The organism is Streptococcus sp. ELY_86, assembly GCF_058314495.1.
The window spans coordinates 90,254-105,513 of the sequence record NZ_JBZFUK010000003.1 but is presented as its reverse complement, the minus strand read 5'-3'; the positions used below and the strand labels follow the sequence as shown (position 1 = coordinate 105,513).

The 15,260-nt window shown below is 43.2% G+C and carries 13 protein-coding genes, 1 pseudogene and 1 other annotated feature; all 14 genes and pseudogenes read right to left on the bottom strand.

Translation table 11 applies throughout. The annotated features are described in order from the left end of the window. Positions 1-217 precede the first annotated feature (217 nt). Positions 218-1,252 carry a PTS fructose transporter subunit IIC gene (locus AC4HAN_RS05970; RefSeq protein ID WP_491091681.1) on the bottom strand — a complete coding sequence of 345 codons (1,035 nt, stop codon included), beginning with the start codon at positions 1,250-1,252 and terminating at the stop codon, positions 218-220. A 17-nt stretch (positions 1,253-1,269) separates the two neighbouring features. Beyond that, on the bottom strand, positions 1,270-1,584 hold the full coding sequence (locus AC4HAN_RS05965; RefSeq protein WP_491091680.1) for a PTS fructose transporter subunit IIB: 315 nt from the start codon (positions 1,582-1,584) through the stop codon (positions 1,270-1,272). Between the two features lie 11 nt (positions 1,585-1,595). Beyond that, the gene (locus tag AC4HAN_RS05960) at positions 1,596-2,051 is read right to left on the bottom strand and encodes a PTS sugar transporter subunit IIA (protein WP_491091679.1); all 456 of its coding nucleotides are present in this window, start codon (positions 2,049-2,051) and stop codon (positions 1,596-1,598) included. Next, positions 2,038-3,924 (bottom strand): BglG family transcription antiterminator, encoded by a 1,887-nt coding sequence (locus tag AC4HAN_RS05955; RefSeq protein ID WP_491091678.1) that lies wholly within the window; start codon positions 3,922-3,924, stop codon positions 2,038-2,040. The genes AC4HAN_RS05960 and AC4HAN_RS05955 overlap by 14 nt, the downstream gene beginning before the upstream one ends. 265 nt (positions 3,925-4,189) lie before the next feature. Further along, the gene (gene alsE / locus AC4HAN_RS05950; RefSeq protein WP_491091677.1) at positions 4,190-4,876 is read right to left on the bottom strand and encodes a D-allulose 6-phosphate 3-epimerase; all 687 of its coding nucleotides are present in this window, start codon (positions 4,874-4,876) and stop codon (positions 4,190-4,192) included. 18 nt (positions 4,877-4,894) lie between these two features. Further along, positions 4,895-5,998 carry a PTS fructose transporter subunit IIC gene (locus AC4HAN_RS05945; protein WP_491091676.1) on the bottom strand — a complete coding sequence of 368 codons (1,104 nt, stop codon included), beginning with the start codon at positions 5,996-5,998 and terminating at the stop codon, positions 4,895-4,897. Between the two features lie 10 nt (positions 5,999-6,008). Then, positions 6,009-6,461, bottom strand: a complete 453-nt coding sequence (locus AC4HAN_RS05940; RefSeq protein WP_491091675.1) for a PTS sugar transporter subunit IIA — start codon at positions 6,459-6,461, stop codon at positions 6,009-6,011. Between the two features lie 12 nt (positions 6,462-6,473). Next, positions 6,474-6,788: a PTS fructose transporter subunit IIB gene (locus tag AC4HAN_RS05935; RefSeq protein WP_491091674.1), complete on the bottom strand. Its 315-nt coding sequence runs from the start codon at positions 6,786-6,788 to the stop codon at positions 6,474-6,476. 14 nt (positions 6,789-6,802) lie between these two features. Then, positions 6,803-7,219, bottom strand: a complete 417-nt coding sequence (locus AC4HAN_RS05930) for a PTS sugar transporter subunit IIA (protein WP_491091673.1) — start codon at positions 7,217-7,219, stop codon at positions 6,803-6,805. After that, positions 7,209-8,672, bottom strand: coding sequence for a BglG family transcription antiterminator (locus tag AC4HAN_RS05925; protein ID WP_491091672.1), 1,464 nt, complete (start codon positions 8,670-8,672; stop codon positions 7,209-7,211). The genes AC4HAN_RS05930 and AC4HAN_RS05925 overlap by 11 nt, the downstream gene beginning before the upstream one ends. A 240-nt stretch (positions 8,673-8,912) precedes the next feature. After that, positions 8,913-9,636: pseudogene (locus AC4HAN_RS05920) on the bottom strand (cyclase family protein). Positions 9,637-9,712: 76 nt separating this feature from the next. Then, a complete protein-coding gene (locus AC4HAN_RS05915) occupies positions 9,713-11,098 on the bottom strand; it encodes a cation:dicarboxylate symporter family transporter (RefSeq protein ID WP_491091671.1) in 1,386 nt (461 codons plus the stop codon). 51 nt (positions 11,099-11,149) lie between these two features. Next, positions 11,150-11,392, bottom strand: a binding site (T-box leader). A 166-nt stretch (positions 11,393-11,558) separates the two neighbouring features. Next, positions 11,559-13,532 carry a transketolase gene (gene tkt / locus AC4HAN_RS05910; protein ID WP_491091669.1) on the bottom strand — a complete coding sequence of 658 codons (1,974 nt, stop codon included), beginning with the start codon at positions 13,530-13,532 and terminating at the stop codon, positions 11,559-11,561. Positions 13,533-13,820: 288 nt separating this feature from the next. Further along, positions 13,821-14,912: an L-ascorbate 6-phosphate lactonase gene (gene ulaG, locus AC4HAN_RS05905; protein ID WP_491091668.1), complete on the bottom strand. Its 1,092-nt coding sequence runs from the start codon at positions 14,910-14,912 to the stop codon at positions 13,821-13,823. Positions 14,913-15,260 lie beyond the last annotated feature (348 nt).

The following is a 15,260-nucleotide window of genomic DNA, read 5'->3' as shown; positions in this document are numbered from 1 at the left end:
AAAGAAATCCGTATAAAAATAGGAAACGGGCGCCGTGTCGCTAAGACACAAGGACGGTTATCTTTTTTACTAGGATTTTAGCTCGTGTTCAATTACATAAGATACAAAGGGCGTTAAGAAATCCGTATAAAAATAGGAAATGGACGCCGTGTCGCTAAGACACAAGGACGTTTATCTTTTTTACTAGGATTTTAGCCCGTGTTCAATTCATAGTTTTTCATTCTTCAATATCCGGTTTGGTAAAATGCAGGATAGCAACTGAAATCAAAGTACCAATCAGCATAGCAATAACATACCAGAGTTTTCCGTTAACAACAGGCAAAATGATGAGACCGCCGTGAGGTACCAAGGCCTCAACATTATTTACCATCCCGAGAGCACCGCCGACAGCGCTGCCGATAATAATCGCGGGCAGAACACGTTTCATATCCTTTACCGCAAAAGGAATGGCACCTTCTGTAATGCCGATCAAGCCCATAAAGAAGGCAGACAGTCCCAAATCACGGTCTTCTTTGCTGTACTTCTTGCGGTCAATAAAGGTGGAAATGGCTACAGCCAAGGGCGGAATAGCTACCGCAATCCGGTGAGCACCGTTAGGCGAATAGATGCCTTCTGCCATCAAAGCAAGCGTAAAGGCCGTTGCCGTCTTGTTGATGGGGCCGCCCATATCAACAGCTGTCATGGCCCCGATAATCAAGCCCAAAACAATGGCACTGCCTCCCTGCATTTCGCCCAGCGTTTTCACCAGCCAATCCATGACAACACCAATTGGTACAGCAATAATATAGATATATACCATTCCTAAAACAAAGGTCGTTATGATGGGAACAATCAAAATAGGCATCAAAGTTCTGACCAGCTGCGGTGTCTTCCAAGTCTTAGTCCATTTGACAAAATAACCTGTCAGCACACCCAAGAGCATAGCTCCTAAAAAACCTGTTTTGACTTGATCTGCACCGATCGGATTATTGGCAATATAGCCTAGGATCATAGCCGGAGCCAGGGCCGGTTTTCCGGAAATGGAATAAGCGATATAGCCCGACAAAAGCGGAATCATCATGGCAAAGCCGGCTGCTCCCAGATCATTTAAATTTTTCATAAATTGATTGGTGATTTCCATCCCCTTGTCGGTTGGCTTTCCGGTGGACAGAGCGATTGCCAGAAAAACACCGCCGACAACAACCGAAGGCAGCATGTAAGAAACCCCGGTGTTGAAAGCTTTTTGCAAGTCTTTCCATATTTTTTTATTCATTATTTCACCCTCTTATTTTATAGTGCTTCTGCCTGATCTAAAACCTTAGACGGATCTTTGATAGCCTCTCCCGGGTCAACGCTCAGAACTTTACCTTGAGCTCGCTTATCATCAAAACGATCCTGTCCTTCAATTTCAACGGCGATAGCCAAAATCACAAGATCTGCTTCATCTACAGTTTCTTGTTCCAATTCATTCTCAATTCCCATACCGCCCTGAGTTTCCACTTGGTAGTCATAACCGCGTTTTTCACACTCTTTTTCAAGCGCCTCCTGAGCCATGTAAGTATGGGCAATGCCTGTCGGGCAGGCTGTTACGGCAACTATTTTCATTTTGAACCTCCTTATACATCAATCGCATTTAATAGCTGAAAAACCTTGTCTTTGCCTTGCTGCAACAGTTCCTCTCGAAATTGTTCATCCAATAATCTTTTGCTGACCTGTGAAATAAACTTTAAATGCAGTTTTTCGGTTCCTGTTTCCGGAACCCCAATCAGAAAAATCAGCTGGACATCTTCCTTGTCTTCCTGAGTCCATCTAAATTTTTCTTTGGTCCGCAAGAAAGCAATGAAAGGCTTCTTGACGACATCTGTTTTCCCGTGCGGGATAGCAATGCCATAGCCGATAGCTGTCGGGACTTCGGCTTCTCTTTTTAAGACTGCCTGAAAAAACAAGTCTGCATCGCTGACATAGTCAATAGCCTCGGCTGCCTTGGCAATCCATTTAATAATCTGATCCTTGCTTTTGCTTTCATGATCAAGGAAAATTAATTCTTGCCGGATAATATCAGTCTTTTCCATAAACGATCTTTAAAACCTCCTTAACGTCTTTTTCCTGTCTGAGTGTCTTCAATTTTGCTTCATCATTAATAATCTGATAAATGCTGGCAATAATGGCTCTGGCTTGTTTTAAATCTTTCTGAGCAATTCCTATCATAAAAACAGTATCAACATAGTAAGTATTCCACTTATATTTTTTACAGCTGGTAATAAGCGCAACAAAGGTTTTCAAAACATGCACCGGCTTGCCATGAGGAACGGCAACACCTAAGGGCAAGTCAGTTCCCCCCAGCTCTTCACGCTTCAAAACGTCGTATTTAAAATCTCCGGTTACCAGCTTTTCTTCCTCCAAATGCTCGCCAACACTTAAGATAACGTCTTTTTTGGAAGCATATTTTTTATCAGTGAAAACCAAATGCGGCAAAATGTAGTGCTTCAGAATTTCCGGTGATTTGGATAAAACCTTATTTTGTTTTGTTTTTTCACTGAAAATACTGATAAGCTCTCTATTGCTGATAAAAGGTGAAACATAGTAACAATTGCTTTCTTGCTGCTTTAGCTTGACCGTGGTCAAAACAAAATCATACTGGTTTAGATCAAGCTCTGCTGCTTCCGGCACCGAAGCAACTTCCAGCGTATCCAGCGAAGGCAGGGCATTTTTGATGCGATTGATTAACAATTCTGAGGTCACAATACCTGTCGGACAGATCACTAAAATTTTTCGGCTGATACCGGCTTTTTCAATCGCCAGCTGGAAGTAAATCGTCAAAAAAGCAATCTCATCCTCATTGATGTCAAGCCCCAATTCATCACTAAAATCCGTCATCAGCAGCCATAAAATATTAAAGACCACTGAGTATTCCAGTTTTATCTGCTCTGTAAAAGGGTTTTTGACAAAGGTATGCGACTGCAGGCGCTGGAGCATAGCGGGAATGTGAATTTTTAACTGCTCCAGCAAATGCTCATCACTTGAAAAATCAATCGTTAAAGCCTGTGACACCTCTTCGATCAAATGCTCAACCAAACCATCATCGACGTAAGCTGCCGGAATCGGCTCAAAGCGGTAATTAAGGAGCATGTAGGATAAATATTCGATATCACCGTTTGTGTAGGCGAAGCCCAAGCGCACAGATGCTTTATGCAAAATCTTGACCGCACTGTCAATATAAAAGGCATGTGTTTTTTGATTCAAAAGCCCCTCTTTTACAGACAAGTGCTCTCCCTGCAAAAGCTGATAAACTAGGGCAATGAGAACACTGAGAAAACTTTGAATGTAAAGCTCAGAGATGGTGTTGATGTTCTCCTTGATATAGCTGTACAGGATATTTGTACAGACCCCTACAGCTTCGTGAGGATAAGAAGTCAACAGAATATCGATATCATCTTCTAACGGTAACGGGCTTAGAGACTGGGCATGCTCGATCAGGAGCTGATTAAAATTAAGCAGAGCATTGAGCTTTTCTTCAGAGTCCTTCCAAACAGCTCTGGTGCCCTTATGATTGCTAAGCAGATGGAAGTCATTACCCTTGCCCAAAGTCTTTTCGATAAACGTGAAATCCTGTTTGATAGATGTTTTGCTGACAAAGTATTCCTCAGACAGGGCATTAAAGGTTACTGTTTGACCTTTGAAAATCAGCCGAATCATGATGGCAACTCTTCTTTTCAGGCTTTGATCCTCGTCTTCTGCCGGGTTTTCGCTGCCCAATTTTTTATCAACAGCAATGCCCACACCGCGCTTCCTGACAATGTTCAAGCCAGAATTTTGAAGCGCTTTCATTTCTGTGTACACCGTTCGCTCAGAAATTCCCAATTTTGCAGCTAAATGGGCAGCCGTCTGAAACGACGGCTCCTGCTCAAGCAGGTCCAGCAATTTTAACTGTCTTTTGCTGAGCATTTCTAAATCACCTCCTGACACATCTACACCTATTAGTTAGAATGGATTGAGGCAGCTTAAACTGTAAACATTCTCTGCAGAAAAACAGTCGCAAGCCAAACAAGCCGGTATTCTGTCAAACCAGTCAACACTCACTATAGCAGCTGCCCTTGTGATAAATTCATTATAAACAATCCCTTACTGCCCTGTAAATAACAAAAAGCTGCAGGAAGTTCCTGCAACTTTTAAGATTTTATAAGAAATGGATAGACTGTAAGCCCCTTATTTACAATGTTTTTCCGGTCATATCCGCATAGTCTTGTTCCATGATTGCCCATGACTGCGCAATATCATCAGTCAGGGAGAACAGCCCGCTCCGACCCACAATGTAGATATCCGGCCCTGCCTCATCAATACGCTTAAACGTTTTGCGGCTGGATGAACCGTCCATTTCTATTAAGTAATGGTAAGAATTCTCATCTCTTAGATGCCTTAAATCAACAATCTTCTCTAAAGTTGATTCTAAAAAACGCTGCCCTGCAAATCCCGGATCAACTGTCATAACAGTGATTTTATCCAGTAAATCAATATAAGGCAAAACAGCACTTACGGGGGTTTCGGGATTAAGAACAACTCCCGCCTTTAAACCGGCAGCATGGATTTGATCAATCAAGCGAAAAGCTAAGCCGTTAATAACTTCGGCATGCATGCAAATCCACTCACAGTTCATCTTGATCATTTCAGACACCCAGAAGGCCTGATCGCTAACCATCAGGTGAATTGACAAGGGCAGGCTGGAGAGCTTTCTGACTTCACCGATAAACCACGGCGACAGTGTAATATTGGGAACAAAATGTCCGTCCATAATATCAATATGATAAGAACTGGCATGCTGGTTAAGAAACGTAATTTCTTCTTTAAATTTATCCAGATTCATACACATCAAAGAAGGTGATATTTCAACTGCTGACATCTCTACTTCCTCGCTTTCTCATAGAATTTCAAAGTCATCAAGACTGATATCTGCTTCATCCTCTGGATTGACTTCCGCTGTTGCTTCCTTGGAAACAGGCTTTTTGATCACGGCATAAACTAAGCCTGTTACCAAAATATTGATCAGCAATCCGCAAATCCCGGCCAGCGGCCGTGTCATGGTCGGAATCATCAGAATCCCGCCAAAAGGCACCGCTGAATCAGCTCCCATCGTCATAGATACAGCACCGCCTGCTGCACCTCCTATGGCGGTTGCAATCAAGCCCGGTATCAGATTGTTCATGACAATGGGAATGACTCCTTCAACAATATTGACAATACCCATGGGAACAGCTGATTTCAGCGTTTCAATTTCATCCTTGCTGTAGATGTTTTTTCTCATCAGCTTGGCAATAAAATAAGCCAGACCAAAGCCAACAGGGGTAGCCGTATTGACTAGCTGCAGGGCCGTCAGAGGTTCTTTGACGCCTTCTGCCTGAAGGGTTAGGACAAAGGCGTAAACTGTTTTATTGAGCGGACCGCCAAAATCAACACCACTGAGCACTCCGACAACACCGCCAAAGACAATACGGGATGATGAACTGAGCCCTTTTAAGAAGGTTGTCAGCCAGCTGGTAAAGGCACTGATTGGACCGCCAATCAGGTAAATCATAATCAGACTGCTGACAAAGGCTGTCACAAAAGGCACAATCAAGGTAGGCATCAAGCCCTTTGCCCAGTTGGGGACTTTTAGATTTTTTAATAGATAAAGAGCCAGAAAGCCAGCAATATAACCGCCCAAAATACCGCCGATGAAGCCGGCACTGATACTGTTGGCAATTAAACCGACAACAAAGCCCGGTGCAATTCCCGGTTTTCCGGCAACAGAGAAGGCAATCCCAGTCGCAATAACAACAGGTAAGAGACCTAAAGCCTTGCCACCCATGGTTGCCATAGCATCCCAAAATGAAAATTTCCCGATGATGAGCGCATCCTGAGACTGACCGCCCATAGCCATCCCAATGGCAACTAAAAAGCCAGCCCCGCAAACGATGGGGATTAAATAGGAAATAGCTGTCAGCAAATGGCCTTTCAAATTAGCTTTTTTCAATAAATCTTTCATTTCTCTCCTCCTATGATGAAAATGCAGCCAAAACATCTTCTGGGCTTTCAGCCTGTAAGAGCCTTGCTACGACCTGATCGTTGCCTAATTTTTTAGCAAAAAGAGCGAGCAGCTTTAAATGTTCCCTCGCTGCCTTAGCATCCGAACCCACCGCAAAAAGAATCACTGCGCGCACGCCTTTGCCGTCAAGACTCTCCCAGGGAATTTCTTGGTCATTAATACCAATAGCTACCGCGGGAACTGTGACAAACTGACTTTTGCCGTGCGGAATGGCCACGAAATTACCGATTCCTGTCTGCCCTTGGGCTTCACGTTCATAAACATCCTTGATAAAGGCTTCCTGATCAGAAATCTTGTTTTCCTGAAGCATTAGACCGGACAAAGCCCGAAGAGCTTCTTCTTTGGTTTTTACCGATAAATGAGTGTCAATCAATTTGACATCAATAGCATCCTTTGCTTCCATTGCTTGTCCTTCCTATTGTTGAGCGGCGACTTCTGCCAGTTTTGCAATCAGCTTATTGGGCGATTTGATGGCAACTTCTGTCGGTACCTTGACTGTTTTCTTGCCGGCAAAGCGCTCTTCTCCGGAAATTTTGACATCAATGGCTAGAATCACAATATCGGCTTCTGCAATCTCTTGGGGACTCAGTTCATTTTCAATACCGATGGTGCCTTGCGTTTCGATTTTGACCGTATGTCCCACTTTTTTAGCTGCCGCTTCTAATTTTTCCTGAGCAATGTAAGTATGGGCAATCCCAACAGTACATGCTGCTACTCCAACGATTTTCATAGTCTTCCTCCTGTTTATAAATTCTTTTCGATAGTTGTTTTGCTGTCTTTTAATAACCTTTCAACGTAAGCATCATTTGCCAGCTTTGTCATAAAGCTTCTGATTTGCTCTTTAACAGCCCTTTCGTCATTCGTTTTCAAAGCCAAACAGATCACTAGCTTGATGTCCTTGATGGTCTCACTCCAGTCCTCAATAGGCTCAGCCAAGCGCAGAATCAGAATCTGGCTTTGTCTAAGCTCGCTTGATTCAAGATGCGGCAGGACTGTCTGCTTGTCAATCTGAATGTTAGCCAGCTTTTCGCGGAAAAACAGTTTCTGCTTCAATTGCTGACTGATAGAAGCATCAATCTGTTCAGCTAAAAAGTGATAGACATCATCCGCTTTTTGAAAAGATTTTCCGACAAACACTTTTTTAACTAATTCAGCGCTCACTTTTGATTTCTCCAATCTTTTGCCGCAGGCGTTCCTGATCTTCTGCTGTAAACATCCCCGTTACTAATAAAAAGTGGTAAGACGGCGATTGCTTAAGGGGAATGGTTGAGATTAGCAAATCAATCGCAGGATAGATTTCTTCCAGGTGTTCAACCTCACGCGAAGCGATAACATCAACAATTTCCAATTCTGAAAAATTATTGGCAATTTTAGCCCGCAGCAATTCTGAAATACCAATACCAGTTGTGCAGACAATCAAGGTTCGCAGTTTACGGCCGCTGGTCTCCAGCAATTTGGCAAAGTACAGCGTTATAAAACCATTTTCATCTGCCGAAATGGGTGCCAGATGATAAATCCGGCTGATTTCTTCTGACGTCTGACAGACCTTGTTAAAAAGATCGGGATAAACCAGTTTAATCTGACTGAGCAGACCATTTTGAACCATAATCTTTTGCTCCAAACGTTTGAGCATAGGCTTGATATGATTAGCCAGATCAAAGAAAATATCCTGATTGGTGATATCAAAGTCCCATTTTTGACGCATTAATTTCAAGTAAGTCCGCGTAATTCCCACTACTTCTTCTGAAAAGGAAATACTTTCAGAACTGACTTTTTCCAACCTTGAAGCTGATAAATACTGATAAAGATAGTAGACTTCAACTCTTGGAATCGGCAGCTGCAAATAACTTTCCAGATGTTTGATAACTTCCTGAGATATGTCCAGCAAAATGTCAGAGGCATCCCTCAGTCCCTTTTTTTCTGTGTCATAGGCATAAGTTTGATGGGCTCTGATACGCTCCATCAAAATATACAAGTGCAAAAAAATGTTGATATTATAAGGATAAGGAATTTTCCCAGAAAGGTGTCTCTCAATTGTTTCTAATTGATAAAGAATAAATGCTGCATCTTTTTCATCAATATCCAGATCGGAGTGTTCCTTTAAGTCAACAAAATCAAGAATCTGATCATGCTGAATCCCGGCCAGTATAGCGCGGCGGATATTTTCTTCTTGCCCTTCAATAGCCAGCGTTCGTTTTTTACGCAGCAATTTCAGATCAAACTTTTTAATATCCTGAGCGATAATTTTCTCATCGGCAATCAAAACGGATTCCCCTAAAAAGAACTCCTCCATAACATCAAATACACTGACGGGTTTTGGTGCCTGCAGGAGCAATAATTGCTTTAACTTACTTCTTCTTTGCTGGGGGGAATAATCGGCATGCGGCTTATTTTCATACAGCAGCAAATAGCGATCATAGTCCAGCTTGTACCCCCTTCCTTTTTCAGAGATAATCAAGGGACCGTCCGGCAAATCTTCATTGATACTTTTGACCCATCTGTAAATCGTTTTAGCTGACGTGTTTAATTTTTGCGCCAAAACATCAGACGTGATAAAATCCCTTTGAGTTAGCAGGAGATATATGAGTTCCTCACTTTTGCCTTTCAGGCTCATCTAAGCTTCCTCCTTTACATCCTTATGATAGCAATATTTCTTACCAGTATTTTACTAATTATTGTCCATAGCAACAGACATTTATTTGAATTATCTAATAAAATTACAGCAAAAAAGAGCAAAACCTCATTAGTTTTTTGGAAATCCAATGAAGTCTTGCTCTTTAAAAGACTGTTAAAGCCGGTCTAATAAAATAAATTGTTCTTCGAAAAGCTGTTTGTAACCTATAAAAGTTTCTCTTTACCCCGACACTATAGCTACTGCCCTGACCGGTGAACCCGTGGCTTTTTCCCAATGCGGGTAAGCGATGGCTATCAGACTTCCTGTTGCGGGTACTTGGTCAAGATTTGCCAATACCTCAAGCTGATAGATATCCTGCTCCAGCACATAATATTCCTCGGCTAAACGGCCGTTTTGGGCTGTCCGTATCCAAAGTTTCATGACCCAGAGCTGAAATGTTTCGCTCATGAATTAGAAATGCCAAAGCTCCATGCGACCAGCCGGGTGTGTGCTGCACTCCCTGATTATCTAAATTTTGGATGGCTTTTTGATCCGGCCAGCGCTTTGACCAATCGCTGCGAAAGGCTACAAAACTGCCGGCAGGAATGCTGCCATGCTCTCTTTCAAAAGCCAGAATATCTGCTTTTGTGAGCTCATAGTCGGGATTTTCTGCTACCTCTTGCGATTTATCAATCACAATCAAGGGCAAAAGCAAATCTTTCAAATCGATCTCATCCAGCCAGCGGCCGCCTTCTACAAAGTGAATAGGGGCATCAATGTGAGTGCCGTACTGACCGACAACAGAAAACTGCTGCACATGAAAACCATCTTTTAAAGTAAAAACATCTTTCTTTTCCAAAGCAGGCAAAAGCGGAAAATGCGGACTTTGGTCGTTGATTCGATGAGTCAGATCCACCCATTTAGCTGATTTTAGGGTTTGATAGGCAGCTGATATATTTGACATAACATGTCCTCCTTTATAATACAGCGATCAGCATATAATAGCGCAACAACTGCTGGCTAAATGCGATTTTTAGCCCTTATATAGAATGAACAGCTGCTGCATCATTTAAAATACTGTCATCCAGCTGATTGGTCTCTTTGGCCGTAATGAGTCCTGCTAAAATACTGTCATTAACATTGACTAAGGTCCGCCCCATATCCACAATCGGATCGATTGCAATCAAAACGCCCAGAGTTGTTACAGGAAGATTGAGCGCTCCCAAGACGATCAAGGTAGTGAATAAAGCTCCGCCGCCAACACCGGCAACACCGAAAGAAGCAATGACATCAATCAAAACAAGCATCAGGACAAACTGCCATGAAAAAATATTAATACCAACCGTCGGTGCAATAATAGTGGCAACAATGGTCGGGTAAACCCCGGCACAGCCATTTTGCCCAATCGTCAGACCAAAGCTGGCAGCAAAGTTAGCAACGGTCGGGCTGACACCCAGAGATTCTGTTTGAATTTTGACATTTAAGGGCAGAGTCCCTGCACTCGTACGTGAACTGAAGGCAAAAAGCAATGCCGGCAGTGCCTTTTTATAATATAGAAAAGGGTTGATACGATTGATGAGCAGTATCAGCGTATGGACCAGCAAAACGAGAATCAAAGCGGTATAGACAGCTGCGATGAAAAGTCCTAGACGGCCGATACTTGCCAGAGAATTTACCGCAATGGTATTGGTAATCAGAGCGAAAGTGCCATAAGGCGTCAGTGCTAAAACCAATTTAACAAGCCGGTTGATAATCAGCTGCAGTGCCTTTATTCCCTTGGCAAAAACGGCTGCATATTCAGGGTCACTTTTTTGAACAGACAAATAAGCAAAACCGACTAAAAGTGCAAAAATAACAACTGCTATCGTGCTTGTCGCCCGGCTGCCGGAAAAATCGGCAAAAATATTGCTGGGCAGAAAACTGACAATCTGCTGAGGCAGCGTAAGACCTTCGATTTCACCTTGGTGTTCCTGAATGCTGGCCAGAGCTTCTTTGCCTGCTCCTCCGGTAAAATTAGCTCCCTGCAGCTTAAATAAGACAGTCGTGAAAAAACCTATCAAAGAGGCAATAGCTGTCGTTCCCAGCAAAATGCTCAGAGTAATCCCTGTAATTTTCTTAAGATTTTGTTTTACTTCCAGCTGTGTAAAGGCACCAACCAAGGATAGAAAAATCAGCGGCACTACCAGCATTTTAAGAAGCGACACATAGCCGTTTCCAACAATTCCGATCCAATCAAGAGCTTGGGCTAAAATCTGACTTTTTGCCCCCAGAACCAGCTGGAGAACGAAGCCAAAAGCCGCTCCCAAAACCAGCGACAGCAAGACTAAACTCGTAAAGCCCACTCTTTTTCTATGGACAAAAGCTAAGACCGCTAATAAAAGAAGCGCAGCTGCTACAATAATTAATGTTGAAAATGTATCGTTCATAAAATCCTCCTTTGACATCATCCAAATAAAAAACTTGCAAAGCTGCTGCCTTGCAAGGACGTTAAAACGTGCTACCACCTTGAATTTATGGTATTCTCACAAATACCAACTCCATCAGTACACCTAAATATACTGGAAAGCTGTATGGGGCTTACCCCTAACAATTTCAGAAAAAACTCCCTTGATTGTTATCATTCAAAGACCATATTCAAAGCGACCGGCTAATCTTCTCACACCTGACGAAGACTCTCTGTTTAGCGGCAAACTTTTACTTTTTCTTATCAGTATGATGTATTTAATTGTTTTTTATTATAGCCGTAAACCCCTTTAAAATCAACCGATTCAGGCATTAAGCTTATTTATGGACTGCCATAAGTAAAATTTATAGGAGTAACTCCCGGCAAAATCAAAAGGCCTCCGCCTTTGGCGAAGACCCTTAATATCTTAATAGATGTCAAGCTTATAAGCTTTTCACAATATTGACAACATTTTCAACTGTAAAGCCATATTTTTCAATGACTTCAGCAGCCGGAGCTGAGGCACCAAACTTATCAATACCAAGAACCTTGCCGTCTAAGCCGACATACTTGTACCAAGGCTGTGTTGCTGCCATTTCAATTGCAAGACGGCGGCGGACCGAGCTTGGCAAAACAGCTTCCTTGTAATCATCAGGCTGCGCATCAAAGAGTTCAGTTGACGGAACAGATACAACACGCACCTTATTTCCTTGAGCTTCAAGTTCTTTGGCAGCCTTAACAGCCAGATTGACTTCTGAGCCGGATGCCAAAAGAATCGTGTCAAAATCAGTACCTGTTTCATAGATGACATAAGCACCCTTAGCAACCGCCGTAAAGCTTGACCCTGCTTCAACGGCTAAGTTCTGACGGGTTAAGACAAGAGCTGTTGGAGTAGTCTTGCTTGTCAGAGCATAGTGCCAAGCAGCCTGTGTTTCACGCGCATCTGCCGGACGGAAAACTGTCAGATTAGGAATAGCACGCAAACCAGCCAGATGTTCAATCGGTTCATGGGTAGGCCCGTCTTCACCGACAGCGATCGAATCATGGGTAAAGACATAAGTCACCGGCACACCTTGAAGAGCTGACAGACGCACAGCAGCTTTCAGGTAATCTGAGAAGACAAAGAAGGTACCGCCGTAAACACGCAAGCCCCCATGAAGAGCCATACCGTTCAAAACAGTTCCCATAGCAAATTCACGCACACCGAATTGGATATTGCGGTTGAGCGGGTTATCAGCATCTTGCAGTCCGTCTTCTTTAATGTAGGTCATGTTAGAATGCGCCAGGTCGGCTGATCCGCCAAGGAAGTTAGGCAGGACAGCTGCCGCTGCATTGATAGCATCCTGTGAAGAATTGCGGGTTGCTTGGGAGAAGCCGTCTTCATAGACAGGAAAGTCTGCTTCCTTGATTTCAACAGGATCTTTGCCTGAGATAATGGCTTCAACCTCACGTGCTTCTTCAGGATAAGCCTGACGGTATTCTCCTACCAGATTTGACCAGGCAGCATAGGCTGCTTCTCCGCGGTCAGCAACATTTTCTTTAAAGTCAGCATAGACGTCTTCAGGTACTTCAAACGGTGCGTAATCCCAGCCGAGAGCTTTGCGGGTTGCAGCCGCTTCTTCGTCTCCAAGCGGTGCACCGTGAACAGCATTGGTTCCGCCTTTAGTCGGAGCTCCGTAGCCAATCACTGTTTTCACTTCAATCAGGCTTGGCTTACCGGCACTTTTAGCCTCTTCAATAGCAAGGCTGATGGCATTAACATCTGTGCCGTCTTCAACCAAGCTGGTATGCCAGCCATAAGCCTCATATCTAGCACGGATATTTTCAGTGAAAGCATCATTGGTTTCACCATCCAAACAAATATCATTGGAATCGTAAAGGACAATCAGTTTATCTAAGTTTTGTTTAGCGGCATAGGAAGAAGCTTCACCGGAAACACCTTCCATAAAGTCACCGTCACCGGCAATAACATAGGTATAGTGATCAAAAATAGGATAGCCTTCGCGGTTGTATTTAGCTGCTAAGAAGCGTTCTGCCTGTGCCAGACCAACAGCCATCGAAATGCCCTGACCGAGCGGACCGGTTGTCACATCAACACCGGCAGTATGGCCGTATTCAGGATGTCCCGGTGTTTTTGAACCCCACTGACGAAACTGTTTGATTTCATCCATGCTCACGTCTTCAAAGCCCGACAGGTGCAAGAGAGCATATAAAAGCATGGAGCCGTGGCCTGCCGATAAAACAAAGCGGTCGCGGTTGATCCAGTTTGGCTGACTCGGACTAACCCTTAAGTGCTTTGTATATAGGCTGTAAGCCATAGGAGCAGCCCCCATAACAACACCCGGATGGCCTGATTTCGACTTTTCAATAGCATCCACGCCCAAAAAGCGGATGGCATTAACCGATAAATCTGACATAATATTCTCCTTTATAATTGATACCCTTATTTTAGCATAAAACGCTTACTTCTTCCAGAAATCTTAAGAAAGCATGACAGTTTCTTTTAAAAAATATCCACACATCGGGCGATATGCGGATAGAAACTGTCATTTTTAGCAGCTGCCCTGCCTCCAGGTGTGACAAAAACAGTTATAATAAGCAGCTGCCTGAAAAGTTAGCTTTGATTTTGCCGCCCAGACAAAGCAGAGGTTACAGCAGTGACCAAAGCCGTCTCAGCTTAAAGCATAAACAGATACAGTAGTTAATTACAGCAATGCCTTAAACTGGATGTTGGAGTCGTGTTCGAAGCAGTCATCAAAACCGCGTGGATGGTGGTATTCAATTCTGCCCTTATCCTGCGGATAGGTATATTTGCCGCCAACTTCCCAGATGAATGGGTGGAATTGGTACTGCAAACGTTCTTTGCGCATCTTCCAAAGCATTAAAATTTCATCGGTTGACGCCATGAAGTTAGACCAAATATCATAGTGCACCGGAATGATGACTTTTGCACGCAGGTTTTCAGCCATACGAAGAAGATCAATAGAGGTCATCTTGTCTTGAATGCCGACCGGATTATCACCGTAGTTGTTGATGGCAACATCAATATTAAAGTCTTTGCCGTGTTTAGCAAAATAGTTTGAAAAATGAGAGTCAGCGCCGTGATAAATAGTTCCGCCCGGTGTTTCAAAGACATAGTTAACAGCCTTGCGAGCCATTTCTTCATCTGTAACAGCCAAGCCTTTTAGCTCACCATCCTGCTCATCTGCCCCTTCAACCGGTAAAGTCACCAAGCAGGTCCGGTCAAAAGACTCAACAGCGGTTACTTTGATATCCTTAAATTCAAAAGATTCACCCGGTTTAATAACAATGATGCGGTCTTCTGGGACACCCCATTTTTTCCAAATTTCACCGCATTCGTAAGGACCGACAAATTTAACATGATCCAATTTCGGATTATTGACAATGGCCGCAGCTGTATTGATGTCAATATGGTCACTGTGGAAGTGGGAAACCAGATAGTAGTCCAATTCATTGATGGCAAAAGGATCAATAACCATGGGCTGCACACGCAGATTAGGCTGTAATTTGCGCACACCGGCCATATTGGCCATTTGGTGGCCGCGTACCATATCTTTCACTTTCTTGGTTGATTTTCCGCGGTTAGACCAAAGATCCATGACAACATTGGCACCGCCCGGTGTTTTTATCCAGACACCGCAGTTGCCCAGCCACCACATGGCAAAATTATCAGCAGGGACGACCTCCTCTTCGATTTCTTCGTTGAGCCAGGTTCCCCACTCAGGAAAAGTGCTTAAAATCCATGATTCTCTTGTAATGTCTTTAACATTAGCCATTGACGCTTCCTCCTCTATTTGGATATATTTTCTACACTTTTATGATACCCCTATCATAATCCTAAAAAAAGACCAAATAAAGCACAAATTTGTGTTCACATTTGGACTGTTGTTAAAGGTCCCATCGATAAACTATACTGTTTCCAATTGTTTTAGCTGAAAAATCAAGTGCATTTACGAATAATAGTATTAGAGGGCCAAAAAGGTGCCTTCTACTTGGCAGTGCTGAACAGGACACTGTTTTAATATTCCAAAGCTTAAGTCTGCCGTTAAGTAAAATAAAGAAAGGAGTATATGCTAAATCGAGAAAGCAAAAGCAGAGGTTTCTGCAGGCAGGCTTCATTAACA